This is a genomic window from Stenotrophomonas sp. CFBP8980 (assembly GCF_034046095.1).
Lineage (GTDB): Bacteria > Pseudomonadota > Gammaproteobacteria > Xanthomonadales > Xanthomonadaceae > Stenotrophomonas > Stenotrophomonas lacuserhaii.
Genome location: NZ_JAXCXF010000001.1, coordinates 622,633 through 647,960 on the forward strand (window position 1 = coordinate 622,633; position 25,328 = coordinate 647,960).

General features: G+C 61.9%; 16 protein-coding genes and 2 riboswitches. Of the genes, 6 read left to right on the plus strand and 10 right to left on the minus strand.

Annotation, left to right across the window (positions count from 1 at the left end; translation table 11 throughout):
* Nucleotides 1-212: 212 nt before the first annotated feature.
* From SOM47_RS17635 to SOM47_RS02825, 6 genes are all read right to left on the minus strand, one after another.
* A complete protein-coding gene (locus SOM47_RS17635) occupies nucleotides 213-1,370 on the minus strand; it encodes a cysteine desulfurase family protein (protein ID WP_414715746.1) in 1,158 nt (385 codons plus the stop codon).
* Between the two features lie 12 nt (nucleotides 1,371-1,382).
* Nucleotides 1,383-2,222, minus strand: a complete 840-nt coding sequence (locus SOM47_RS02805; protein ID WP_320504692.1) for a phosphoadenosine phosphosulfate reductase domain-containing protein — start codon at nucleotides 2,220-2,222, stop codon at nucleotides 1,383-1,385.
* Entirely contained in the window at nucleotides 2,215-5,559 is a 3,345-nt protein-coding gene (locus SOM47_RS02810; protein ID WP_320504693.1) for a hypothetical protein, read from the minus strand. Before SOM47_RS02810 ends, SOM47_RS02805 begins: the two co-directional genes overlap by 8 nt.
* Nucleotides 5,525-6,457: a DUF4007 family protein gene (locus tag SOM47_RS02815; RefSeq protein ID WP_320504694.1), complete on the minus strand. Its 933-nt coding sequence runs from the start codon at nucleotides 6,455-6,457 to the stop codon at nucleotides 5,525-5,527. Before SOM47_RS02815 ends, SOM47_RS02810 begins: the two co-directional genes overlap by 35 nt.
* Before the next feature lie 666 nt (nucleotides 6,458-7,123).
* The gene (locus SOM47_RS02820) at nucleotides 7,124-9,262 is read right to left on the minus strand and encodes a hypothetical protein (RefSeq protein WP_320504695.1); all 2,139 of its coding nucleotides are present in this window, start codon (nucleotides 9,260-9,262) and stop codon (nucleotides 7,124-7,126) included.
* A gap of 384 nt (nucleotides 9,263-9,646) precedes the next feature.
* The gene (locus SOM47_RS02825; protein WP_320504696.1) at nucleotides 9,647-10,177 is read right to left on the minus strand and encodes an aldehyde dehydrogenase family protein; all 531 of its coding nucleotides are present in this window, start codon (nucleotides 10,175-10,177) and stop codon (nucleotides 9,647-9,649) included.
* 169 nt (nucleotides 10,178-10,346) lie between these two features.
* Between SOM47_RS02825 and SOM47_RS02830 the strand changes: the two genes are divergently transcribed.
* From SOM47_RS02830 to SOM47_RS02850, 5 genes are all read left to right on the plus strand, one after another.
* Nucleotides 10,347-10,817: an NIF family HAD-type phosphatase gene (locus tag SOM47_RS02830; protein WP_320504697.1), complete on the plus strand. Its 471-nt coding sequence runs from the start codon at nucleotides 10,347-10,349 to the stop codon at nucleotides 10,815-10,817.
* A gap of 2 nt (nucleotides 10,818-10,819) precedes the next feature.
* Entirely contained in the window at nucleotides 10,820-11,638 is an 819-nt protein-coding gene (locus tag SOM47_RS02835; RefSeq protein WP_320504698.1) for a metallophosphoesterase, read from the plus strand.
* A 1,388-nt stretch (nucleotides 11,639-13,026) separates the two neighbouring features.
* On the plus strand, nucleotides 13,027-14,043 hold the full coding sequence (locus SOM47_RS02840; protein ID WP_320504699.1) for a hypothetical protein: 1,017 nt from the start codon (nucleotides 13,027-13,029) through the stop codon (nucleotides 14,041-14,043).
* Nucleotides 14,044-14,816: 773 nt separating this feature from the next.
* Complete coding sequence (locus SOM47_RS02845) at nucleotides 14,817-15,911, plus strand: 3-deoxy-7-phosphoheptulonate synthase (protein WP_320504700.1); 1,095 nt, start codon at nucleotides 14,817-14,819, stop codon at nucleotides 15,909-15,911.
* Between the two features lie 222 nt (nucleotides 15,912-16,133).
* The gene (locus SOM47_RS02850; RefSeq protein WP_320504701.1) at nucleotides 16,134-16,532 is read left to right on the plus strand and encodes a DUF6984 family protein; all 399 of its coding nucleotides are present in this window, start codon (nucleotides 16,134-16,136) and stop codon (nucleotides 16,530-16,532) included.
* 11 nt (nucleotides 16,533-16,543) lie between these two features.
* Here the strand turns inward: SOM47_RS02850 and SOM47_RS02855 are convergent, their stop codons facing one another.
* From SOM47_RS02855 to SOM47_RS02870, 4 genes are all read right to left on the minus strand, one after another.
* Nucleotides 16,544-19,606 carry an efflux RND transporter permease subunit gene (locus tag SOM47_RS02855; protein WP_320504702.1) on the minus strand — a complete coding sequence of 1,021 codons (3,063 nt, stop codon included), beginning with the start codon at nucleotides 19,604-19,606 and terminating at the stop codon, nucleotides 16,544-16,546.
* Entirely contained in the window at nucleotides 19,603-22,719 is a 3,117-nt protein-coding gene (locus tag SOM47_RS02860) for a multidrug efflux RND transporter permease subunit (RefSeq protein WP_320504703.1), read from the minus strand. The genes SOM47_RS02855 and SOM47_RS02860 overlap by 4 nt, the downstream gene beginning before the upstream one ends.
* Nucleotides 22,716-23,882: an MdtA/MuxA family multidrug efflux RND transporter periplasmic adaptor subunit gene (locus SOM47_RS02865; RefSeq protein ID WP_320504704.1), complete on the minus strand. Its 1,167-nt coding sequence runs from the start codon at nucleotides 23,880-23,882 to the stop codon at nucleotides 22,716-22,718. The genes SOM47_RS02860 and SOM47_RS02865 overlap by 4 nt, the downstream gene beginning before the upstream one ends.
* A gap of 217 nt (nucleotides 23,883-24,099) precedes the next feature.
* Nucleotides 24,100-24,717, minus strand: coding sequence for a trimeric intracellular cation channel family protein (locus SOM47_RS02870; RefSeq protein WP_042614497.1), 618 nt, complete (start codon nucleotides 24,715-24,717; stop codon nucleotides 24,100-24,102).
* Between the two features lie 81 nt (nucleotides 24,718-24,798).
* Nucleotides 24,799-24,892, minus strand: a riboswitch (glycine riboswitch).
* Between the two features lie 12 nt (nucleotides 24,893-24,904).
* A riboswitch (glycine riboswitch) is annotated at nucleotides 24,905-24,995 on the minus strand.
* Nucleotides 24,996-25,035: 40 nt separating this feature from the next.
* On the opposite strand from SOM47_RS02870, the gene SOM47_RS02875 reads away from it, so the two are divergent.
* The gene (locus SOM47_RS02875; RefSeq protein ID WP_320504705.1) at nucleotides 25,036-25,299 is read left to right on the plus strand and encodes a GIY-YIG nuclease family protein; all 264 of its coding nucleotides are present in this window, start codon (nucleotides 25,036-25,038) and stop codon (nucleotides 25,297-25,299) included.
* The last annotated feature ends 29 nt before the right edge of the window (nucleotides 25,300-25,328 follow it).

Consider the following 25,328-nt stretch of genomic DNA (forward strand, 5'->3'; position numbering starts at 1 on the left):
ACGCCTTTGCTGTGCCGACATGCGCTGGGATGGAAGACCGTTTTGACAAGGTCGGTTGTTGCGGGCGGTAGGGGGCTGGTATCCGGTGAGGGCGCGCAGTTGCGCAGGTAGCTGTAGACAATGCTCCGCGCGTCGATCGCGAAGCCGTATGGACTTCTCGCCACTTTAGGAGCTGAATCGGCCTCTCAATTGCAGTCCTTTCGACGCTCTGGTCAATTGAGATCCAGGACAGCACGGACCGCATTGGCTATGTGTCCAGCCGCCTGCTTTGCTTCTCGTCGAGTGGTCGAGCGACCAAAGCTTACCCTCACCCCCTCCCCAGCGCTTTCTTCATCCATGCCTAAGGCTCGAAGGACTCTTGAGGCCCGAAGCTCGCCAGACGAGCACGCAGCCCCCGTGGACAATGCGACATGTGGAGCCAGTCTTGATAGCAAATCGGGCGCAGTGGCCCCAGGGAAACGAAGGCTGAGATGCCCTGGCAATCGCTTTGTTGGATGGCCAATGATGACTGGATCTATCCCGTTCCCGTGAAGTGCCTCCAAGAACAGAGTTGTCATCGACGCAAGATGCGCCCGGGACTCAGTCATTCTGTCTAGCGCAAGCTTAGCTGCTGTACCGAGCCCGACGGCTAGATAGGCAGGGACGGTGCCCGAGCGCGCGCCCCCTTGTTGCCCTCCCCCATGTAGCAGTGGGAGCAGCTCATCATTGAGTTGAGAGTCCATCCAAAGCGCACCGATGCCCGCGGGTCCGTAGAGCTTATGGCCGGATATGCTAAGAGTGCTGATCCGCATTTCGTGCACAGATATCGGAACATGCGCCGCTGTCTGGGATGCGTCTACATGAAACAGATGACCTCCATCCGAGATAGCTCGCCCAATCGCGGCGACCTCTTGAATCGTACCGATCTCGTTGTTTCCGTGCGCAAGCGCCACAAGCGCTCGCCCCCCCCCGGAAGACAACGACGCCTTCACCGCGTCTGGAGAGACACTCCCGTACAGGTCGTGCTGCAACTGCCCACCTCGACATTCTCCGTTATCGTTGAGGTAACGGGCCACCTCAACGATGGAGCTGTGGTCGAGAGAGCTGACGTATAGCCCTCCAAGACAGGTTCCGGCCAGGCCCTTCAGCGCCAGATTGTTCGACTCAGTTGCGCCGGAGGTGAAGATCACTCCTTCCGGGTCGGCGCCGAGAAGATCACCGATTCGCTGCCGAGCATCATCGATCGCTCTTGCGGCCCGATGCCCAGGCAAGTGATCGGCATGAGGATTCGCATGAGAGCTGCCCAACCATTCCATCATTGCCTCTACCACCTCAGGGAGCGGAGGCGCAGAAGAGGAATAGTCGGCGTAGATTGGCAGAGAGAACTTCATCGAAAATCCCTCTTACTTCTGGCAGATGACGCAAGCAGTGGTCTCGCCAAAGACTTCCTCCATCTCAACGCCTGCTGGCAGGTCAACACCCTGTCGCAGTGGATTAATCCTGCCACGGCTGACAGATTTCTCCTTTCGCCGCTCGAAATCTCGCTCAATGGCGTCCATTCGCTCCGGCTGCTCAAGGTCGGTCAATGACTCTCGGTCGCTCCAGGTGAAAGGCGACCCGTGTTCCAAAGCCGTCTTCTCATACTGCTTTGCCTCCTCAAACCGCTCTGGATGCTGCTGCTTGAGTCGAACCCACTCGATCTTCTGCTGGAAGAAGCAGAAGGTGCATCCACTGCGCGATCGCCACTGGTAGTACTTGGGCAGACCGACACCAGCACCGTCAAGCAACTCCATCACCCCCGAGTGATCGATACCCGCCTCACGAAAAGGGAGATGAACGGTCAAGTTTCGATGGCCTGAGTCATAGCCCTCCCGGTGATTCTCATCCGATCGGATGGCGACGTAACTGTGGACTTTGTCGCCGGCCTCCAGCCAGGGCTTGATCCAGTTCCGGAATGGCGTGAGCTTCAGCTGCCGAGTGCACCAACGGCTCCTTGGAGACGGCAGGAAGTTGTTGTACTCCCGCAGCCAGAAGTCAAAATCCCGCTGTGGATTGAGCCTCAGAATCTCCTTTCCAAGAAATCCCTCAAGGCTTCCCAAGAAGTCGTAGACCTCTGGCAGCTCTTTGCCGGTGTCGGTGAAGAAGTATTTGAGGTCCAGCTCCGGGCGATTGAGCCGCATATACACAGCAAGCGCAGCGCTATCCTTGCCGCCGGAAATCCCTAGAACGTGATGCTCAGCCATTGTGACTCTCCGATTCCATTCCTTCTTCCAGGATTACTGCTCCTGCCTCAGCCAAAGCTGCGAGGTAGAGCTCCTTCGAGAGACCCTCTCGCTTGGCCGCAGCTAGGATTACATCGCGAACCTGTAAGATCACGTCTCGATCTTCATCCCCCACATCGATCGTAGCGCTGACCGTTCTCTGGCTGCCAAAGGCAACAGCGAGCGCATGACGACCCGAGGGGCGCCCTTGGACCGATGCCAGCAGCTCCAGCCTGCGAAACTGGAATGCCCAGTCGGCCAGCTGAATTCCCGCACGCTCAACATCTTGATCCGTGAAATCACGGGCGGCGCGATTTGTTGCCAAGGACGCCAGGCTCTCATTCTGCGTTGTGAGTCCTTCGTACTCAGCTAACCGGGATACGAATGCGTCGATTCGGAAGTCACCGGTCCTGCCTGCGATTGCTTTAGCGCGAGATCGGATTCGCGACAGGGGCCCACTGTGAGCCAGCGCAATCAGGAGCTGATCCCCAAGCCTTTTCAGCACTTGCTCATAGGCAGAGTCAAGCTCATGGACGACGCTGATGATCACCTCGACGATCTCCTTTCCGGGCTTGAGATCAAGCGCCTCGGGGAGATCCACGAAGATTGTCTTCAGCGGGTCCGATGCACGCAGCAGCACCGAGCGCACGCTTCGAGCAGCGTCGCTGACGGACGTTGTCTTTCGACTCCAGGTCGGGAGCGAGAATGCCCAGGCTACCAACGCCCTAGCCGAATCGAGGGGATCAGCCTGCACAGGCCTACCAGCAATGGGTTCCATGCGGCGAGCGAGCTGCCGGAGCATCTTCCGGGAACTATCGTCGATGTGAAGCCACTTCCAACCAATTCGCGAGGCATCTTGGAGCCATGCATCCGAGTCGGCGTCGCTCATCTCAGGCGTGAACATGCCATCGATATACAGAGTAATCTCACTGCGATGAGCTAGGAAGAAGGCCAGAGCGAAAATGGGAAGCAATCCATTACGTACGCCGTAAGGTGCGCGCCGAGCCGTATCGAATAGGGACGAAAGACGGACCTCCGATCGCGACTGGACAAGTTGGGCCTTCCACTCCTGCCATAGTGCCACGATGCTTGAGCTACCCATCTCCTCTAGCTGATCTAGCGTTCGGAAGCCCGCCGCACCATCACTGACTCCATGAAGCTGAAGCGGAGCAACGATGGTGTGATACAGACCAGCTTCAGCTGGGTAGCCTTCAAAGCCGAGCTCAGCTTGGCCCGCATGCGAGAGCATGCGATGCATTAGAAGGCGCTGGGCCTTCGCAGCGCTTGACGAAAGAGTGTCACGGTTCACCAGCTCACTAAACACAAGAGGCGATTTGAAAAATGCCTTGTCGCATATAGCGCTCGCGATAGGTGCGAGTCCATCATCTACAGTGCTGGTCAGCACCTCGGTTCCGATATGCCAGGTCGCTGTGGAGAATGCTTCGCGCAGATTTGCATCCAGCGTATGGCGTGCGTGCTCCAATCGCGCCGACACTTCGCGCCTGGCCACAGTATCGCCATCAAGCTTCGGGGTTGCCTTTGCGACTTGTTCCAGTGCAGCAAGCTCGGTAGCTTGCTCAGCCAAGCCGAGATGAAGCTTCGGTACGCCAATGGCATTAAGCGAGTCCAAGCACCGCGCAGCCAGGGCTACTGCTGCCTCGCGAAGAGCTTGCGGTGATGTGTCGTCGTCGGGAACAAGAAGGATGAAGCGTCCGGCGGTCGTCTCCCTGGATGCATCAAGCAGCGCTTCGGCGGCCTTGGGAGTGGAGACAACACGCTCAAACCAGCGCAGCGTGCCGGTGAGAAAGTAGTGCTTGCGCGCGCTCAGTGCGGGCAGTGCGCCGACCTGCTTAAACTGCTGATCGATGGATAGCGTGCGCTTGGCTTTGGCAAGCTCAACTGCCGCCTCAATGTCGAAGTCGCTACCGGCGTAGACCGCCCAAGCCGAAAGGTGCTTCCGATAGACAGCGACGCTCGATTTCACAAGATCAGACAGAGCTGCCGCGATCTCTTTGGCACCGTGGCCAGGAACGCTCTGCTGCAGAACATCATTGGTTGCCGCAACGCCAGACCCGTTTCTGAACATGTCGATCAATGCGATCGTCTTGATCAGAGCAACGTGGGGCTCCTGGAAGCGCGCCTCCACCCGTTCAATTGCATCGCTGGCGACCGCCCACCGATGGCCATCAGCCGAAGCAAGAATCGCCGGCTCAAAGTTAACTCGCAAGTAGTTCCAGAAGCGAGCAGGGCTGTAGACCGCAGAGATCTCGCCCGCCTGACCTCGCAAAAACTCCTGAAATCCCATCGGCTCAGCCGAGCTCAGGAAGCCAAAAACGCTGCGCTCGTTCTGGCCGAAACGCCTGCGCGAGCAGGGACCGAGCAGGGCCGCAGTCACGGGATGAAGCGGCCAGCACGCATCCAGGGAGGCGGCAAGTGTCGGGGGGGAGGAAGGGCGCCGCAGCCGGATCTGATCTGCGATTAGTCGACTGACTTTGAGGGACTTGGGATGCTCCTGTGCGGACTCGATTGCGCCACCAATCAGCCCAATCACTTCGTCCGTACCAGCGACGACCGGGATGTCAACAAAGCGGCCCTGCACCTTGGCCCATTCGGCTTGAATGCCTCGGTGCGACCTGCCTACGTACTGCTCAAAGGCCTGATGCAGTACGCCCACAATGACCAGACGCCCTTCACAGCGACTCGCAGCCTCGGCGAGCTCCTGCAAAAGGTAGATGTCCTCGCCGGCAGCGGCAGCGGCTTCGAGTAATTTGCCCATTTCATCAAGCAGGACCAAGACCCCGCCAACGTCAGGGTTCTCGGCACGCTTTGTCAGCTCGCCAATGACGTCACGCACGCCGTCGCGCATACGCTTAGCTCCGCGCATGGGAGCGTATTTGTCGATTGCCTGGCCCAGAGCAGACTCTAGCGACTGCCGCCTTCCCACAAGGGGAATCACGGTCCACGGCTTGCGGCCGCCGAATGTGCGAGCAACGTCGCCGGCTCCATCGAGCCTGAGCACCGCCTTCGCGCGCTTACGTGCGCTTGGTGAACCACCAGCAAGTTGTGCCAGCGCCAATGCAAGGGTCGACTTACCCCCGCCATATGGCCCGGTCCAAGTGAAGGCGCGCTGCTGAGATGTGCCCACATAGCGCGCTGTCGTCTCAAGAGCGAGCTGACCGCTGCCATGAAGCACATACCCGTCCAGAGCATCCTCTCGGCCTAGATCGGACTCCAGCTGCACAGAGCGCTGGAAGCGCGAGGCAACCTGAACCAACGGACGCACATTACTTGCCATAAGCCTTCCTGAAAAGGTCGACATGAAGCTCGTCTTGAGCTCCACGAATCTGCCGGCTGACCTGTCGTACGCCGGCAGTATCAGTCCACCGAAGCTGACCATCTGTCAGCGATTCAAGCCCAGAGAGTCGATCCTCGATCCCCCTTTCATCGAGCTTGAATACTCTTCCAGGAGATCCGTATTCGTGCGCAATCGCCTCAAATGAAAGTGTGGCTTGCCCGGTGCTTAGGCGAGCCTCACGCTCCGTCCAGAACTCCATCAGAGCCATCGCGAAGATTCCTTCAGGTAGTGAGTTCTGAGGGCCTCGCAAGAAGGAAAATGTCGCTCCGCTTCCTTCATTCAGAAGACCCAATTCAGACAAAAGCGGCTCAGCTGCATCATCTCCACCTCGGCCATCACGCTTGGCCGCGTAGCATCGGACGCAGACCTCAACATCACGCTTCAAGGTCACTCTGGAGGTTTTGTGCCCAGCCTGCTCAACGGCGGCTTTGAGCGAGTCCGTCAGCAGTTCCACGTCAAATGACTGTTGAGCCCCCTGATTGAAGACCCACCACCACGAAGTCGAGCGTCGCGCTCTCCCTGCTAGCAGCCAATGAATCCACCAAGCGGATGCAGGACGCTCGAGGAATGGGTCTAGTCCAACATTACCGAACAGGGCCTCGCCGGTAGGAGCGATGGAAATGCGTCCATCGCGGGACTCCGAGATGATGTCGCACGCCATCGCCCAATGGCGAATGGCTGCGACCATGTTCTTTCCCACTCCAAAGCGGCGAATTCCTACTTCTGGCGCAAAGACTTCCTTGGCGGGCCGCCCCACGCCGTCGGCGGCAGCATCGTAAGCCTTTCGCAGCCATAGTTGACGCAGAGGGAAGGTTTCGTGGCCTGAAAACTGAACAGGGGTTGGAAGCGAGATCGAGGTCATAGGGGGGAGTCTACTGGCGACACCCACCAGTTCAAAGTTGCTGCTGGCAACAGTCGCCAGCCACCAAGCGCCCCACAGAAGATTATCTCAATAACTGATTGATCTTATTGGCATTTTTGAATTGACTGTCGGACGACGTCCCATGGCCTATCTCGCTGGATGGCCTGTCTAGGTAACAAATTCCTCCAGAAATGCCGCAGAACGGGGGGACCGTAGGGTCTGCAAGGAGCCATCCTGGCCACGCGCTGCTCCTCCCGTGAGGACGTGATCGCCCCTCGACGCAGTCATTCGCCCGCCCAGTCGCCGCCACATGTAGCGCCAACCGTGCGAGCAGGTCCTCAAGCAGCATCGACAGTGCCCGCAAGGGCTCAGGGCACTGGCTGCGCAGCGAACACGTCGCTTGCCTGGCTCAGGTTGTCACGTACGTCCACAGCAATTTTTCATTGGGGATTCTGCCCCCACGCATTACGGATGCTCCAAGCGAGTCCACACGCCTTGTCATATGCGGTGCACGGCGACCCCAGCGGGCTCTGTCCCTCATCAACCACTTCGTCTTTATGCGGCGGGATCAGCCCCAGCCCCGTAGCGTACCCACGATGTATCCCCATTGGTGCATTACAGCTAAAGGCGCCCTGCTCGGCACGCAAGCAGGGCACCTCTGGTCCGTCAGGCGGTGTGCTCAACCTCGCGGGTGTAGCGCGCCCGGGTGACCTCGAGTAGCTTCTCCGGAGCAAGCTTCCAGCTTACAAAGCCAACCTGGAGAGACCCAAAGTCATAACCATAGTTGCTCGGAACCAGCGACTCAAAATAGTCAGCCAGCAGCCCATCAGATCCAAGGTAGCGATCGAGGTCTGAAGTCGAGACCTGATCGCCATCCCAAACGCAATAGTTGGTCCCATCCGCTGAGACTACGCCTCGAAGCAGTACGTTGATGAACTCATGAGCTTGGCGAACAGGATGGCCCTCAACGGTTGCACCGGTAAACACGCGGTTGGCAATGAGAATTCCTGTACGGATAGCGGTGGGCGTCGGCACGGTCCAGCCAAGCTTCGCCCAGATCTGGTCGCGATGGGAGTCCTCTGCGAACTTCTTCATGCGCAGGGTCAGCTGCTTCGCTCCCTTCTCAATATGCATGTAGCTGTTGCGCATCTCATGCACGTTACAAGGGAGATAGGCGTTCTTGCACTCAAAGAGATAGAGCACACCATCTTTGTATGCAACGATGTCCGTATCGCCAATTTTACTAGCCTGGGAAGTGACCACCTCTTCCTCAACCAGGAAGCCAGCCTCTCGCAGTGCACCGGCAACGGCTGTCTGCATGGGATCCTTGCCTTTGATCCGAGTTGCGTTCAGTCCATTAAGCACTGCGAGATTGCGAACCAAGTTGGAGTGTGCAATCAACGCTGGCGCAAGCAGGTAGGAGTCACCCACCTTGATAAAGGGGGTGTACTGAAGGTCTACAACCGCTCTCGACTCGTTCATCTCCAACAGTTCCAACACCTTCTCTGCCTTGTCGCGGGGCAGAACGAATCCCAGGACCAAAAGCAGCTGCTGTCGCTTCAGCGGGAAGACCGAAGAATGAACGATGACGCGCTGCCGCTCCTGGGCATCCTCGATCTTGGCGAACTCCCGCCTGAAGACGTAAGAGATGAGCGCGAACAGACGATTGACCTTCAAGACATCAAAGGCGAGCAGACCAGGAGCGACCTCGACAGGATCTGCATCCGCGTCTCCGTAGTGCTCTACGCTAAGCTGCGCAAGAAAGAGAAGGTCCTCTTTGAAGAGACGCTCTTGCGCGAGTGTCGCGAAATCATCGTGGTTGCCCGTCAGCGTAAAGGTTACACGCCGGTTCACTCCCCCCTTGATTTCAGCGTAGTCCGAGAACTTCTCATCATAGTATTGCTCAAACAGCTCAAAGATCGAAGGCGGCGATGGGTCACCATCCGCCCAGCTATTCAAAAGGTGATGCTGACGGAGAGCGACCTGCGACTCCATTTGGATGTATCCAAGTCGAACAGATTTCTCCAGATCGGGGTCAATTGAGCTTATAACCACCCCCCCGACATGATCCTCCGCGCGATACGGCAGTCCGTCGATCATTGTCTCCGCGGTATGCAGCACCTCAATGCAGCGAGCGTCCTCATAGGCTCGCTCGTATGTCCCGTTGAACTTGCTCACAACATCCGAGTCAGCCAGCCTGAGATCTTGCGGTCGAAGTCCGCCCTCTTCCTGGACCAGCGAGATGATCCGCGAGACGATCGTAGACTGATCTGATGCACCATTTCCTAGTGCACAAGTGTCGGAACTGTCCATCATCCCACTTGCAAAGGCGTCGTCCACCACCGCTAGCAGGCTCTTTAGGGCCTTACCTCGGCGATCTGCCAAGCGGGTAAGTAATGAGTTCCTCATACGCTTGGCTTCGGGCGCAAGCTTGTAGAGAGCAGCAACGGAGGCCAGGTATTCTGACCACGTCTTCTCAAGCCCGAGATCATCTCCAAGCCCCTGCAGGACGCTGACAAGCTCCCGGATTGGTCCCACGTTGAAGCCATAGCGTGAGCTGCGGAAGTATCCGAGTCGTCGCAACTCGACTACGAGCTCATTCACCCCACTAGTTACAGCCATAGCAAGAGCAAGAGCGAATGCCGGCTGCCTCTGCCTGCCCTTGAGCAAGTCATGCAGTCGAGCGGCATCTGCTTTGGAGATCGCAAGCTTCGGACCCGCACTTGCTTGCGTGCGAACCCAAGCCACCTTTGCTGCGGTGGTGACATACCACTGCAACTGTTGCTCTACTGCTTCCGCGCTCATGCTTCTGACTCCGTTCTTTGACTTTATAGGGTTGGGACGGTATAGCTTAGATCAGGACCTTGACTGCTCCGAAGAAGGTTGAAGGACTGAGATTGCCGTCAGACTGACTCGACAATCTCGTCGATTCATGATTGGCAGAAATTCTCAAGAGAGTTCATGCCAGTCCGATAACGAAACCTATGCCTGTCGTGCAGTCGTTCCCGCAGACTCCTCTTCAGGAGCCTTGAGTTCCTGCGTTTAGCAAAAGACCCTCTATGCGCTCCATAGAGGGTCTTGTCTTCGTGGCCGCACCTAAAAATTGCATCGGCCTTGTGGCTTCAATCCCGCCTGGTGGATAGAGCCTGCTTCTCGGATCCATCCTGCCTTCTTCAATGGAGGCGGCTCTCAGCTCCTGCTGATCACTACAAGCTTGGATTTTACGAACTCCTTCAGGCCGTAATCGCCCAGTTCGCGCCAGTAGCCCGAGCGCTTGACACCACCAAAGGGGAGTTCCGGTCGGGAGGTCGTGGAGGTGTTGATGAAGACCATGCCGGTCTCAATTCGCGACGCCAGCGCTCGTGCGCGGTCAGTGTCACGACTGAATACCGATCCACCCAAGCCGTAGGGCGAATCATTCGCCAAGCGAACAGCATCGTCTTCGTTATCCACTACGTAGATCTGTGCGACGGGGCCGAAGAACTCCTGACTGTACGCAGGGTTGTCCTTGGAAACGCCCGCGAGGACGAGGACTGTTGGCTCGTAGAAGAACCCAGTCCGCTCAGCCGGCTTGCCACCCGCGAGTACGGTTGCACCATTGCTCACAGCTTTGGCCACCTGTGCCTCCAGATCCTGGAGTGCTTCGCGCGAGGCAAGCGGCCCCAGGCTCTCCCACGCGCCGCTGCTTACGCACTCAGAACTTCCGCCTGGAACCACCACCGCGCCATCCAATGAGCTCGCAAGGTCGCCATCGCCTCACCTGGCCGGAGACCGTACCAGTAGGCTCACACCTCCACTGGTAGTGGGCGTACCAGTAGGGTCACGATGTGGATAAAGTCAATTCCTGCGAGCAAGGTATGTGCTCTGCTCCAGTCGTCGAGTTTTCCCCGTGCGTCCAACCATACTTGCATTGGATCTTGAGGGAACGCTGATCTCCAATGCCATCAGCCAGATCCCAAGGCCGGGACTCAAGACTTTTCTAGAGGACATGCGAGCCGAGTTCGATCAGCTGGTGATGTTCACTACGGTTCCGGAAGAGCGCGTACGGAGCATCTCGAAGCTTCTGGTGGACGAGGGGTGCGCGCCGACATGGTTCTCTGAACTCCGTTGCACAAGCTGGTCGGGCAAGACTAAGGACCTCCAGTACGTATCTCGCGTCATTGGCAGTGCGCTGTTGCTCGACGATCACGGCCCATATGTCCATCCGGGACAGAGTCATCTGTGGGTGGAGATTCCACTCTTCGAGTCTCCGTACTTGCCGGACGATGACGGACTCATAGTTGCTTCTAAGCGCCTGTACCAACGCATCCGCGAACTCGAGGTTAAAGGCGCAGCCGGCGCCAAGCCGGAGATGCCTTAGTCATGCGACTGTTGATCCTGTCTGATCTGCACAGAGAGGTGTGGCGCGATGCGCCAGAACAAGCAAACAAGTTTGTAAGAGCGCTACAGCCTGACATAGGCCAAAGCCGACCGGACGCCGTGATTCTGGCTGGCGACATTGATGCATCTGAGAAAGCGGTGGCGTGGGCGACTAGAGAATTCCACGACATCCCGGTGATCTACGTCTCGGGAAATCCGGAAGCGTACGGACAGAAGTATGACTCCACCCAGGAGAGGATCGCGAAAGCGTGCTCCTCAAGCGGAAATGTCCACTTCCTGAGTAAGGGCGAGCTAATCTTGGGTAGTGTTCGGTTTTTGGGGGCAACCCTCTGGACGGATTTCCAGCTCCTAGGTGCCGACTCGTATCAAGAAGCTCTACAAGCGGCCGCGGCCGGGCTAAATGACTACCGGAAGATCCGGTTGGCAAAGGCGGGCTACCGGCCTATCCGACCATTGGATACAGCACAGTGGCATCAAGAGGAAAGAACATGGCTGCAGCGCATGCTTGAGGTTCGCTTCGATGGCGGCACAGTTGTGGTGACGCATATGGCATCGCATGCACGTTCGATCCCTGAGCGGTTCGCGAACGAGCTGCTGTCGGCCGCATTCGCATCGGACTTGAGCTCACTTATCCAAAAGTCAGACCTGTGGATCCATGGCCACGTGCACGATTCAATGGACTACTTCGTCGGTGACACGCGGATCGTCTGTAACCCTCTGGGATATCCGCATCAGGACAGCGCGGGATTCTGGCGTCAAGAGAATCTTGCGTTTGACCCAAATTTCGTCGTCGAGGTGTAGTAGCGGCGCCTCCGGTTCACTCTCTGCAGGAGGTATCAACGTCCTGACTCACGGCTATCCAAGCCGCGAAGCCAAAGTCCGACAGCGCAATCAGCATTCGCTCTCGAATTCGATGCGGGCAGCACGTAGTACGAGAGCAGGGTCAGTGGTCAACATCTCCGCTGGCGACTTGCCATCGAGCAGCGCGTGCGGGGAAAAAGCACTCGACCTCGCCCCACCCGGTGGTGCGATGAAGGCCACTCGACTCGCGATGAAAGAACCCACAGTCCCGTAGCACTCTCAGAATTGCGGCCAACTGATCGATGGGCCGGCCATCGGGGAGGAACTGCCAGCCGGGGTAGCGGTAACCGGGCACAGGGTGCGTAACGAATGCCCCTAGAAGTTGACCATCGCGTCGTAGTTGGCTTGCACTACGGCAGTTTCTCAAGGCATCGAAGCCAAGTCTGGCACTCACCTGGGCAGCACTGAGCCATTGTGCAGAGAGCCACTCGCGTTGCCCTGCGGCGTCTATCAGGATCTGCTGGCTTGGGCCAACGTTCTCTATCCTAGCTGAGCCTGGGCGGACAGCAGCCCCTGGATCCATATCCGCAACCTTCAATGCTCCGTCGCGGCGCAGAATATGCTTGGCCAAGCCGTCGCGCAAACGGGTATAGGACGGTTCAACGTCGGGAGCAATCGCAGTCGCCGCTGCCGGCGGCGGACCTTGTAGCTCAATCAATACACACTCCTTAGTAGTCCCACTCCTCTGCAGCCAAACTGCGAAGCTTTCGGTAAGCGAGAGACCCTCTAGCCTTTGCAGAACGCCCGCCTTCCACAGTGCTACTGAGGGGCCAGGCACACCTTGCTCTTCGCTGTCACGGCACTTTGCGAGCTGCTCCAAGCTGGACAGAGCCACACGTTCCAGGAGCGCTCGAACGCTTGGTGGCACACTAGGCACACCATTGCCGGTCTGCGCGAACAGACGGCAGCAAATCACCTCCCCTTTCGTGGATTGAAGCGGCCACGCAGTTGCCTCGGCGAATGTGACGACAACTAGCCGCTCCAGCACGTCGCCGTTGGCATGCTGGGTCAACTCAAGCAGGGCTATTGCCATGGCATCCTCCGGCTCTGAGGAAAAGTTCTTGCGTCACGCATCTTGCATGATATTCCCCTGAAAGGATCATGGGGAACAAATAGCCGCCGCGCCCCTGTTAGGCAGAGCATCCGGAAGGACCACTGACATGGGGGAAGCGGGCTGTACGGCACCGTATACAGAGTGGATCCGCCAAGCGACGCTTCGGACAACGCTCCAACCTATTGCCACGTCGGAAGAAGTAAGTGTGGCTTCCTATGGAACTGGCGGTAGCCAGCAGAGATACTAGCCGCTCACAGGGGGAAGAGAAAATAATATGGATTTGGCATGGCAATTGGTGATGGGACTGGCGCTCTCAAGTTCACCAGCGCAACATGATTCCGGCGTGCACGCGCTAGCGTCTGACCGCTTGAGCACATCAGAAACAGAAGCATCTACAGTGGCAACAGCAATTATCCGTCGCGGCACACCAGCGCTGCCGGCCGGGTTGCCAGAAGCCAACAGAACGCTCACTCCAACGGATGCCAGCGCCAGCGAACTCAGGTTGATGCAGGCGATTCGCGACAACAAGTCCAGTTGGCTGGAGAGGCTGCTACCAGCAATACTGGGATTTGCAGGTGTCTTCGTTGGTAGTGCGATAAATGCTCGATCGCAGAGCAAGCAACGTGCGTCAGCAGAAAGGGCGAATCGGGCCGATGCTGCATTCGGAGCGCAGACAAAGATCATTGAGTATCGATCCCAACAGGCCCATGAGTTCTATTACCCACTATTTCTCAGCCTGCAGAGAAGTTCTGGAATTCGGCGCCAGCTCTGTGATCACCTGAATGCCAAGGACCCTCTTCGCTTTGACTTTCGACACGAAGACGATGGAAAGGATCATCTTTTCATATACGATGCCGGGTCATCATCACCGATCCGGTTCAGGCTGATTGAGGCAATGCACGAGCTTGCCACACAACACCCAGAAACCCTGCCGATGGTCAATGACATCGTTGATATTGGCGAACAGATGTCCACGCTAATTCATGAGAAAGGCGGGCTAGTTCTCGCGACGAGCGAGACGCTCACTCAGGTCTTAGGACGCTATCTGGCGCACTTCAGCATTCTTCGAGAAGTCTCACAGAAGGCAAAGGTTCCGCATACATTGGTCGGCATACGATACAACGTTCTATACCCGAATAATCTTGAAGAGCTTTTGCAAACGGATATCGCATTTCTTCAGATGAGCATAGCGAGGTGGTCTGAATTTTCCGCTGAGCTCTGGGACGCAAATATGCCCGACGTTAAGATGCCAGTTCTAACGCCATCTCCGAACCTACCCCCACAGAGTTGACGAATGCACGACACCAAGAACAGGTGCTGCTTTGTCGTGCACACCCTTGCGGCAACGGAGGTGCCCTTGGTCTGACTGCCTCTGCCCAGTGGCCATGCCCAGGACAGGAACACCTGCGGCTGCCGGATCATTTTTGCTCGTGCCGCTTGGCCAAGGCATCCGGCTGCTATCTGGCAACCAGAGATGCTGGCGCCCACAGCAGCCGAGCGCCCGACTCAGACGTCTGAAATTCCGCAGACGTTGTCCATCCTCGAAAGTCATCGACAATGGACCGTGCGCGAGTCGCTAACGCATTGAATTTTATTAATATTGCGGGATGTCCACAGCGATGATGTTACATGTGCCCTTGGGATTCGAAAGGCGAGCAGGGAGGTGGTAGTGCGGTATGCGGCAGGCAGCCCGCAGCGCTACCGGCTTCTGTTGAAGGGAACGATTCGCGGGTCACCCGCTTCGGCAGGGGACGCGTGGATCCGGCCTGGATAAGGCCGGTGCGTTGGCGATGGACGAAGCCCGCCCGTCAGCCTGAACCTTTTCCGCAGTTGCCGATGTAACAGTTGGCAGCCCTGAAACCCTGTGTTATCAATACTCCCCAATGAACGCACGCCACGCCAACTCGTACTTTTGGTATTACTTTCCGAAGCCACCGGCGGAGGAAGGACTGCGTTCACCCTGAAGAAACCCTTCAGCCGCATTCCCGAAAGCCGCCAGCGACCCTGGCGGCTTTTTTGTTGCCGCCACGCTGGGGACCCCCACACGTTCGAGAGACCCCCGCCATGCCCCCCCATACCGACGACCTCCGCATCCGCAAGATCGAGCCCCTGACCCCGCCGGCGCAGCTGCTGGCGATGCTGCCCTGCGACGATGAAGCGTCCGATACGGTCAGTGCCTCGCGCGCGGCGCTGCACGCCATCCTGCACGGAACTGATGACCGCCTGGCGGTCGTCGTGGGCCCGTGTTCGATCCACGACCCGGCCGCGGCGATCGAGTACGCCCAGAAGCTCAAGCCCCTGCGCGATGCGCTGGCCGGCGAACTGGAGATCGTCATGCGCGTGTACTTCGAAAAGCCGCGCACCACCGTGGGTTGGAAGGGCCTGATCAACGATCCGGACCTGGACGGCAGCTTCAACATCAACAAGGGCCTGCGCATCGCGCGTGGCCTGCTGCGCGACATCAACAAGCTGGGCCTGCCCGCCGGCGTCGAGTTCCTTGATGTGATCTCGCCGCAGTACATCGCCGATCTGGTGGCCTGGGGCGCGATTGGTGCGCGTACCACCGAAAGCCAGGTGCACCGCGAGCTGGCCTCGGGCCTGTCGTGCCCGGTGGGCTTCAAGAACGGCACCGATGGCAACATCAAAATCGCCGCCGACGCGGTGGGCGCGGCGACCAATCCGCATCATTTCCTGTCGGTGACCAAGCAGGGCGACACGGCCATCGTGGCCACCGCCGGTAATCCGGATTGCCATGTGATCCTGCGTGGCGGCAAGCAGCCGAACTACGACGCGGCCAGCATCGCCGATGCCTGCCAGGTGCTGGCCAAGGCCAAGCTGCCGAACCGCCTGATGGTCGATGCCAGCCACGCCAACAGCCTGAAGAACCCGGACAACCAGCCGAAAGTGATCGAAGACATCGCGGTACAGATGGCCGGCGGCGAGCAGCGCATTGTCGGGGTGATGATCGAAAGCAACCTGGTTGGCGGACGCCAGGAACTGGTCGAAGGCCAGCCGCTGGTGCATGGCCAGAGCATCACCGATGGCTGCATCGACTGGGCCACCACCCAAGTCGTGCTGGAACGACTGGCGGCGGCCGTGCGTGAGCGCCGTGGAGCGATCGCGGCGATGTCCGAAGAAGCACAAACCGAAGCCGCCTGAGCAGTGCAACGGGTGTGGGTGACGGCTGCTGCCTGCGGGGGCGCGCCGTCATCAGCGGTGGCTGGCGGAGTTGGCAGCCACCGCAGCCGCACCGGCGATGCGCCTGGCGCTGGGCAATGACCCGGCGCCAGGTCCATCGCCGGGGGGCGGGTTTCTTCCTGGGATTCAACGGTTGTCAGCGGGTGACGCCGAGCATGGCTCGGCGCTACCGAGGCAAGTGCGGTGCACACCAACACGCGTATCCTGCAGCGCATGCAATCCCCTGACATCGCCAGTCCATTACGCACCCTGCAAGCACACGAACGCCTGTTGATCGAGGCCGTCGCCGCTGTGTTGCCTGCCGGACCGGCAGCGCAGCTGCGCGTGGATGTGGGCGTTGCGATGGCGGTGGATGAAAGCACGTTGCTGGTGGGCTTCGTGCTGGCCGGCCATGCGCGTCCAACGCCGCCCGGCGATTATCCCTATCCGGTGGAAATCGAGGTGCCCGACGCCGATGGCGAGGCGCTGAGCATCATCCTGTTCGCCGATGAAGACGGCCGGTTGCTGCAGATGGAGATCATCCGCTGGGACGACGAGGCGGTGCGGGCGCCGAAGTGGGATGAGGCGACGTACGCGGTGTAGGTCCGTTCGGGTCAGGCCGGAACCCTGCGCAGCCTGGCCAGCGCCAGGTACATCGCCGGCGTGGTGTACAGGGTGAGCAGCTGGCTGACCAGCAGCCCGCCGACTATCGCGATGCCCAGCGGGCGCCGCAGTTCCCAACCTTCGCCACCGCCCAGCATCAACGGCAGGGTGCCCAGCGATGCGGCAACGGAGGTCATCAGGATCGGCCGCAGGCGCAGGCGCGCCGCTTCCAGCACCGCATCGTGCGCACTCAGCCCGCGCCGCTCCCCGGCCAGCGCGAAATCGACGAGCAGGATGGTGTTCTTCATCACCACGCCCACCAGCAGGAACAGGCCCAGCAGCGAGATCAGGTTCAATTCGTTGTTGAACAGCAGCAGCGCCAGCAGCGCGCCGACGCCGGCCGACGGCAGCGTGGACAGGATCACCAGCGGCTGCAGGAAGCTTTCGTACAGCACGCCCAGTACGAGGTACACCGCCAGCGTGGCGCCGAGCAGCAGCCACAACTGGCGCGCGCGCATCTGCTCCAGCCCGGCCGCCTCGCCGGACAGCTTGGCCTGCACCGTGCGCGGCAGCATCAAGCCGGCCATCGCGCCGTTGATGGCGGTCACCGCCTGTTCCAGCCCCACGCCCGGTGCCAGCGCGAACTCGATCCAGATCGAGGCGAACTGCTGGCTGTGCGACACGCGGTCCGAGGCCATGCCATAGCGCCAGCTGGCGATGCTGGACAGCGGAATGCGCCGGCCCTCGCCATCCAGCACCTGCAGCTGCTGCAGGGTGGTCGGGTCCTGGGTATGGCGCGGGTCCAGCTCCATCACCACCCGGTACTGGTTGAGGTTGTCGTACAGCGTGGCGACCTGGCGCTGGCTGAAGGAATTGTTGAGCACGGTGGCGATCGTGCGCAGGTCAACGCCATGCCGCGCGGCGGCTTCGCGGTCGATGTCCAGCACTACCTGGCGCATGCCGGCTTCGCCCTGCGCCTCCACGTCCACCAGCTCCGGCAACGCCTTCAGCGCGGCACTGACCTTGGGTGCCCACTCGCGCAGCGGGGCCAGGTCGGCGGCCATCAGCTGCAGCTCCTGGTTGCCGCTGTCGCCGGACCCTTCCAGGCGGATGTCCTGGTCGACCCACATGTACAGGTTGCCGCCCGGCAGCGGCGGCAGGTTCGCGCGCAGCCGGTCGATGACCTGCTGGCTGGAGACCTTGCGCTCGGCCAGCGGCTTCATCTTGATCATGATGAAGGCGTTGTTGACCCCCATGCCGCCGCCGATGTACCCGATGATGTCCTCGATCGCCGGATCGTCCAGCAGCAACTGGCGGTAGGCACTGATCTTGGGCTGCATGGCCTGGAACGAGAGGCCGTCGTCACCGCGCGCGAAGCCGCGCAGCTGCGCGGTGTCCTGCTGCGGCACCATGCCCTTGGGCACTTTCTGGAACAGCCAGGCGTTGATCGCGATGACCGCGACGAAGGCCAGCAGCGGCCAGCGCAGGCGCAGCAGGCCCCGGTCCAGCGTGCGCAGGTAGCCGTCGCGCACGCGTTCGAACAGCGCATTGCTGGCGCGCTGCCAGCGTGATGGCGCGTGCTCGGCATCGGTGAACAGGCGGGCGCACAGCATCGGCACCAGGCTCAGCGCCACCACCACCGATACCGCCATCGCCGCCACCAGGGTCAGCGAGAATTCGCGGAACAGGCGCTCGACGAAGTCATCCATGAACAGGATCGAGACGAACACCACCGCCAACGCCAGGTTCATCGAAATCAGCGTCGCGCCGACTTCGCCCGCGCCGCGGATCGCGGCCTGCCAGCGGTCCGCGCCCAGCTCGCGATGGCGGGCGATGTTTTCCAGCACCACGATCGCATCGTCCACCACCAGCACGGCGCCGACGATCAACGCCATCAGCGAGAGGGTGTTGAGCGAGAAGCCGAGCAGCGCGATCAACGCCAGCGTGCCGAACAGCACCACCGGGATCGCCACGCTGGGCACCAGCGCCGCGCGCCAGTGGCCGAGGAAGCCAAGCACCACCAGCACCACCAGCACGATCGCCAGCAGCAGGGTCAGTTCGGCTTCGTGCAGGGTGGCGCGGATCACCGGCGAGCGGTCCATCACCAGCTGCATGTCCACGTGGGCCGGCAGCAGCGCATGCAGCTGCGGCAGCTGCTGCTGGATGGCATCCACGGTGGCGATGATGTTGGCGCCGGGCTGGCGGCTGACGATCAGCAGTACCGCCGGGCGTTCGTTGTGGAAGCCACTGGAATAGCGGTCCTCCACGCCGTCGGCGACCTGCGCGACATCGCCCAGCCGCAGCGGACGGCCGTCCTTGATGGCCAGCGCGAGGTCGCGGTACTGCGCGGCCTCGCGCAGCTGCAGCGGTGCTTCCAGCTGCCATTGCCGCGCGTCGTTGCCGAGCGCACCCAGCGGACGCATCGCATTGGCACGCGCGATGGCCTGGGCCACGTCATCCAGCGCCAGCCCGGAGTGGTTCAGTGCGTTGGGATCCAGCGATACGCGCACCGCCGGCAACGCACTGCCGCCCACGTGGACTCGGCCAACGCCCGGTACCTGCGACAGCTTCTGCGCCAGCACGGTGGAACCGATGTCATACAGCTGGCCGGGCGAGAGCACGTCCGAGGTCAGTGCCAGCGCGAGGATCGGGGCCTGCGAGGGATTGACCTTGCGGTATTCGGGCATGCCCGGCATGCCGCTGGGCAGCTGCCCGCGCGCGGCGTTGATGGCCGCCTGTACTTCGCGCGCGGCTTCGTCGATGTTGCGGCCGAGCACGAACTCCAGTTCGATCCCGGTCTGTCCCTGCGAGCTGGATGACTCCAGGCTGGTGATGCCGGGGATGCTGCCGAGCGCGCGCTCCAGTGGGGTGGCCACCGTGGAGGCCATCGATTCCGGCGAGGCACCGGGCAGGCTGGCACTGACTTCGATGGCCGGGTAATCCACCTGCGGCAGCGGCGCCACCGGCAGCAGGCGCAGCGCCATCAGGCCGGCCAGCACCAGTGCCATGGCCAGCAGCAGGGTCGCCACCGGCCGCTGTACGCAGGCCTGGGCGATGCGCGCGGCCAGGTTCATGCGTCGGCCTCGTCGCCTGCGGTGGTGGCGTCCACGCGGGCGGCAGGACGGCGTCGCTGCAGGCGATCGAACGCCAGGTAGATCACCGGCGTGGTGAACAGGGTCAGCACCTGGCTGACCAGCAGCCCGCCGACCATCACCCAGCCCAGCGGCTGGCGCAGTTCGGCACCGGAGCCGGTGGCCAGCATCAGCGGCACCGCGCCGAACAGGGCGGCCAGGGTGGTCATCAGGATCGGCCGGAAGCGCAGCAGCGCGGCCTGGTGGATGGCTTCGCGCGGGGCCATGCCGCGTGTCCGCTGCGCGTCCAGCGCGAAGTCGATCATCATGATCGCGTTCTTCTTGACCAGGCCGATCAGCAGGATGATGCCGATCACCGCGATCAGGTCCAGGCTGCGTCCGCTGAGCCACAGCGCGGCCAGCGCGCCCACCGTGGCCGAGGGCAGGGTGGACAGGATGGTGATGGGGTGGATGAAGCTCTCATAGAGCACGCCCAGCACGATGTACATCACCACCACCGCGGCCAGGATCAGCCACAGCGTGCGCGACAGCGAGCCGTTGAACGCCGCCGCCGCGCCCTGCAGGCGCAGCTCGATGCTGGCGGGCAGCTGGACCGTGGTGCGCGCCGCTTCCACCGCGGCCACTGCCTCGCCCAGCGAGGCGCCGGGGGCCAGGTTGAACGACAGCGTGGCGGCCGGGAACTGCCCGACATGGTTGCGCAGCAGCGGGGCAGGGCCTTGTTCGATGCGTGCCACCGCACCCAGTGGCACGGTCTGCTCCTGCGCATTGCGCACGCGCAATCCGGCGATCGCCTCCGGCCCGGGTTGCTGGGCCGGGTCGGCTTCCAGCACCACGCGGTACTGGCTGGCCTGGGTGAAGATGGTGGAGATCTGGCGCTGTCCGTAGGCGTCGTACAGCGCATCGGCGACCGCTTCCACCGACACGCCCAGCCGCGCGGCGGCATCGCGGTCGATCACCACGCGCGCCTGCCGGCCCTGCATCTGCAGGTCGCTGGCCACGTCGCGCAGGGCCGGCGAAGCACGCAGTTCCTGCAGCAGGGTCGGCGTCCACTGCTGCAGCGTGTCCAGCTCCGGGCTGGTCAGGGTGAACTGGTACTGGCTGCGGCTGATGCGGTCTTCGATGCCCAGCTCCTGCACCGGTTGCAGATACAGGGTGATGCCGGGAATGTCGGCTACGCGCTGTTGCAGGCGCGCCATCACGCTGGCGATGTCACCGGCGTCGCCGCCACGTTCGCCATGTGGCTTGAGTTCGATCAGCAGCCGGCCGGTGTTGAGCGCGGCGTTGTTGCCGTCCACGCCGATGTAAGAGGACAGGCTGGCCACCGCCGGGTCCTGCTCGATCGCCGTGGCCAGGGCCAGCTGGCGCTGGCGCATGGCCTGGAAGGAAATGGCCTGCGGCGCTTCGCTGATGCCCTGCACCAGGCCGGCATCCTGCACCGGGAAGAACCCCTTCGGCACGGCCAGGTACAGCGCCACGGTGAGCAGCAGGGTGGCCACGGTGGCGACCAGCATCAACGGCTGGCGCTGCAGCACCCACTGCAGCTGGCGGTCGTAGAGGGCGATGATGCGGTCGAAGATGTCGCCCTTCCTCCCGCCGGCACCCTCGTGCCTGTGCGCGCCGGGCCGCAGGAAGCGCGCGCACAGCATCGGGGTCAGCGTCAGCGAGACCAGGAGCGAGATGCCGATCGCCACCGCCAGCGTGATTGCGAATTCGTGGAACAGCGCGCCGACCAGGTCGGCCATGAACAACAGTGGGATCAGCACCGCGATCAGCGAAACGGTCAGCGAGATCAGCGTGAATCCGATTTCCTGCGCGCCCTTCAGCGCGGCGTTCATCGGGGTCTCGCCTTCCTCCAGGTGCCGCGCGATGTTCTCCAGCATCACGATGGCATCGTCCACCACGAAGCCGGTGGCAATGGTCAGCGCCATCAGCGTGAGGTTGTTGAGCGAGAAGCCGGCCAGCAGCATCACCGCGAAGGTGCCCACCAGTGACAGCGGCACCGCGATGCTGGGGATCAACGTGGCCGATACGCTGCGCAGGAACACGAACGTCACCAGCACCACCAGCCCGATCGCCAGCACCAGTTCCTTCTGCACGCCACGCACCGAGGCACGGATGGATTCGGTGCGGTCGCTCAGCACCTCCAGTTTCACTCCGGCCGGCATCGATGCCTGCAGCTGCGGCAGCAGCAGGCGTACCTGTTCCACCACCGCAATGACGTTGGCGCCAGGCTGGCGCTGGATGTTCACCAGCACTGCCGGGGTGGTGCCCGACCACGCCGCCAGCTGCCGGTTTTCAGCGCCGTCGGTAATGTGGGCCACGTCGCCCAGCCGCAGCGGCGCGCCGTCGCGCCAGCTCAGCACCAGGGCGCGGTATTCGTCCACGCTGCGCATCTGGTCGTTGGCATCCAGCATCACCGCGCGGATCGGACCATCGAAGCTGCCCTTGGGCAGGTTGACGTTGGCCGCGGCAATGGCGGTGCGGATGTGGTCCATGCCCAAGCCGTTGGCGGCCAGCGCGGCCGGGTTGACCTGGATGCGTACGGCCGGGCGCTGGCCACCGGCCAGGCTGACCAGGCCGACACCGGGAAGCTGCGCCAGCCGCTGCGCCACGCGGGTGTCCACCAGGTCGTGCACCTGCGGCAGCGCCATGCCCTGCGAGGTCACCGCCAGGGTCAGGATCGGGGTGTCGGCCGGATTGACCTTGCGGTAGACCGGCGGCACCGGTAGGTCATCGGGCAGGAAGCCGCCGGCCGCGTTGATCGCCGCCTGCACGTCCTGTTCGGCGACGCCCAGTGACACGGCCAGGTCGAACTGCAGGGTCACCACCGACGCGCCGCCCGAGCTGGTGGAGGACATCTGCTTCAACCCGGGAATCTGCCCCAGCTGCTTTTCCAGCGGCGCGGTCACCATCCGCGTGGTCAGTTCCGGGCTGGCACCGGGATACAGCGTGGTGACCTGGATGATCGGATAGTCCACCTGCGGCAGTGCGGCCACCGGCAGCAGCCGGTAGGCCAGCACGCCGGCCAGCAACAGCGCCACCATCAGCAGCGTGGTCGCTACCGGACGCAGGATGAAGGCACGCGACAGGTTCATGCGCCGGCCTGCGCAGCGTCCTCGCTGATGATGCGCACGGCACTGCCGTCTTCCAGTCCGTCGATGCCTTCCACCACCACCTTTTCGCCGGCCTTCAGGCCACTGCGCACGGATACGCGCGTGCCGTCGGCCGGGCCCAGCACCACGTCGCGGCGCTGTGCCTTGTCGTCCTTGTCGATCACGTGCACGTAGTTGCCCTTGCTGCCGAACTGCACCGCGGCATCGGGGATCACCACCGCATCCTGCGCACCCAGCTGCAGCCGGATGTTGACGAACTGGTTGGGGAACAGTGCGTCGTCGGCGTTGGCGAACTGTGCACGCAGCTTCAGCGTGCCGGTGGCGGTATCGATCACGTTGTCCACGCTGGACAGTTCACCACGGCCCAGTTCGGCGCGTTCTTCGCGGTCCCAGGCCTGCACGGCCAAGACGGGCTGGCTGCGCACGGCGCCCAGCAGGGCAGGCAGTTCCGGTTCGGGCACGGTGAACAGCACGCTGATCGGCGCGGTCTGCGCCAGCGTCACCAGGCCGTCGGCATCGCTGCTGCGGATCAGGTTGCCGACATCCACGCGGCGCAGGCCGACGCGTCCACTCACCGGCGCGGTGATGCGGGTGTACTGCAGCTGCAGCTTCGCTTCATCCACGGTGGCCTGGTCGCTCAAGCGGCGGCCCTGCAGCTGGCGCACCTTGCTCTGCTGGTCGCTCAGCTCCTGCCCGGAAACATAGTTCTGTGCCTGCAGTTCGCCGAAGCGCCGAAGCTGGCGTTCGGCGTTTTCCAGTTCGGCCAGGTTCTGCTGCTGGGTGCCTTGGGCCTGCGCCAGTCGGACCTCGTACGGCCGCGGATCGATCTGCGCCAGCAGGTCGCCGGCATTCACGTGCTGGCCTTCGTTGAAATGCAGTTTCAGCAGTTCGCCATCCACGCGGCTGCGCACCACCACGCTGTGCAGCGGGGTCACCGTGCCGATCGCCTTCAGCCGCAGCTGCAGCGGTTCTGCGCTGGCGCGGGCGATGCGTACCGGGGTCGGCTTGCGGCCGCCCGCATCGTCTGCCACTACGTCGGCGCGCGGCCATGCCCACCATGCCAGCAGCACCGCAAGCACGATGACGGAAGCTGCCAGCAGCAGCGTGCGGTGACGGCGGGGGCGCGACGGTGGGTCAAGCGGCATGGGTCATCCTGCACCCTGCGATGGCGCAGGGAAGTGCTGCGCCAGGATCATCACTGCAGGCCTGGCAACGTGGGGAGGGTTGTCTGGCGGGGCCGCAGAAGCAGCGTGGCTGGATGCCGCCGCTCGCGCGACGGGCCTCCATGGTAGCCAATTGCGCGGCAGGTTTCCGCATGACCTTGGTCATGGTAGTGACGGCCAGCGGCCGTCACTACTCGTCTCAGTGCACTTCGTCGTGGTAAACAAACTTCGGCATTTCCCAGCGATAGTGGATCGCCAGCAGGCGCAGTGCGAAGCCGCCGGCCAGGCAGCACAGGATGGCGGTGTTGTCGGCCACGTTCCAGTGCAGAAGCGACAGGTAGGACGCGCCGGTCAGCAGCGAAATGATCGCGTACAACTCCTTCTGGAAAATCAGCGGCACTTCGTTGCACAGGATGTCGCGCAGCACACCACCGAAGGCACCGGTCAGCATGCCCGCGATCAACACGATCGGCGTGGCATGGCCACCATCGCGGGCGATCGCGCACCCGATCAGGGTGAAGGCGATCAGGCCCAGCCCGTCCAGCACCAGGAAGGTGCGGCGGAAGTGGTGCATCCAGCGCGCCACCCAGGTAGCGATCAGCGCGGCGCACACGGTGAAGCCGAGATACTCGGGGTGCTTCACCCAGGCCAACGGGTAGTGGCCAAGGATGATGTCGCGCAGCGATCCGCCGCCGAGGGCGGTGACGCAGGCGATCATCACCACGCCGAACAGGTCCATGCGGCGGCGGCCGGCGGACAGGGCGCCGGTCATGGCTTCGGCGGAAATGGCGATCAGGTAGATGATGGACAGCAACATGTGCAGGCTCCGGATGCGGTGGGGCCGGCCACGCGATACGCACCACCGATGCAGGCGCATCGACGAACGAAGGTGACCGGTGCCGCTCCCGCTGTCCTTTTGCCTGAGAGTTCAGCGGATGAGTCCGCGTGCCCCTTCGGCGGATCCTTGCGGATCTCTCTCCAGCTCGGCGATTGAGATACATGGTTGGTGGAATGCCATTCCACCGGCCTGAGCGATCATGGGAGCCTGCGCCTTCGGCGGGTGCCAGCGTGGCACCACTCTCCTGCATCCGGCACGTAGTGTAGCCGCTGGCGGCGGCTGGGCGATAATCGCGGCATGGCCCGCCCCGACACGCCCTGGTTCCTGTACCTGCTCGAATGCCGGGACGGCAGCTATTACGCGGGCATCAGCACCGATGTGCAGGCGCGCTTTGCCGCCCACCAGGCAGGCAAGGGCGCGCGCTATACCCGTGCGCGCCCACCGCTGCAGATCCTTGCGGTGCGCCAGTACCCGGACCGCGCCGAAGCCTCGCGTGCGGAGTGGCAGCTGAAAAAGCAGCCGCGTGCGCGCAAGCTGGCGTGGCTGACCGAAGCGCTGTAACACCGCCTTTCGTCCGCCGAGCATGGCTC

What these genes read in the sequence shown, in the direction of transcription:
- SOM47_RS02810 (WP_320504693.1), bottom strand. Translation starts at nt 5,559, where the DNA reads ATGTCGACCTTTTCAGGAAGGCTTATGGCAAGTAATGTGCGTCCGTTG.
- SOM47_RS02840 (WP_320504699.1), top strand. Translation starts at nt 13,027, where the DNA reads ATGGATTTGGCATGGCAATTGGTGATGGGACTGGCGCTCTCAAGTTCA.
- SOM47_RS02855 (WP_320504702.1), bottom strand. Translation starts at nt 19,606, where the DNA reads ATGAACCTGGCCGCGCGCATCGCCCAGGCCTGCGTACAGCGGCCGGTG.
- SOM47_RS02865 (WP_320504704.1), bottom strand. Translation starts at nt 23,882, where the DNA reads ATGCCGCTTGACCCACCGTCGCGCCCCCGCCGTCACCGCACGCTGCTG.
- SOM47_RS02820 (WP_320504695.1), bottom strand. Translation starts at nt 9,262, where the DNA reads ATGAGCGCGGAAGCAGTAGAGCAACAGTTGCAGTGGTATGTCACCACC.
- SOM47_RS02845 (WP_320504700.1), top strand. Translation starts at nt 14,817, where the DNA reads ATGCCCCCCCATACCGACGACCTCCGCATCCGCAAGATCGAGCCCCTG.
- SOM47_RS02805 (WP_320504692.1), bottom strand. Translation starts at nt 2,222, where the DNA reads ATGGCTGAGCATCACGTTCTAGGGATTTCCGGCGGCAAGGATAGCGCT.
- SOM47_RS02815 (WP_320504694.1), bottom strand. Translation starts at nt 6,457, where the DNA reads ATGACCTCGATCTCGCTTCCAACCCCTGTTCAGTTTTCAGGCCACGAA.
- SOM47_RS02870 (WP_042614497.1), bottom strand. Translation starts at nt 24,717, where the DNA reads ATGTTGCTGTCCATCATCTACCTGATCGCCATTTCCGCCGAAGCCATG.
- SOM47_RS02875 (WP_320504705.1), top strand. Translation starts at nt 25,036, where the DNA reads ATGGCCCGCCCCGACACGCCCTGGTTCCTGTACCTGCTCGAATGCCGG.
- SOM47_RS17635 (WP_414715746.1), bottom strand. Translation starts at nt 1,370, where the DNA reads ATGAAGTTCTCTCTGCCAATCTACGCCGACTATTCCTCTTCTGCGCCT.
- SOM47_RS02835 (WP_320504698.1), top strand. Translation starts at nt 10,820, where the DNA reads ATGCGACTGTTGATCCTGTCTGATCTGCACAGAGAGGTGTGGCGCGAT.
- SOM47_RS02860 (WP_320504703.1), bottom strand. Translation starts at nt 22,719, where the DNA reads ATGAACCTGTCGCGTGCCTTCATCCTGCGTCCGGTAGCGACCACGCTG.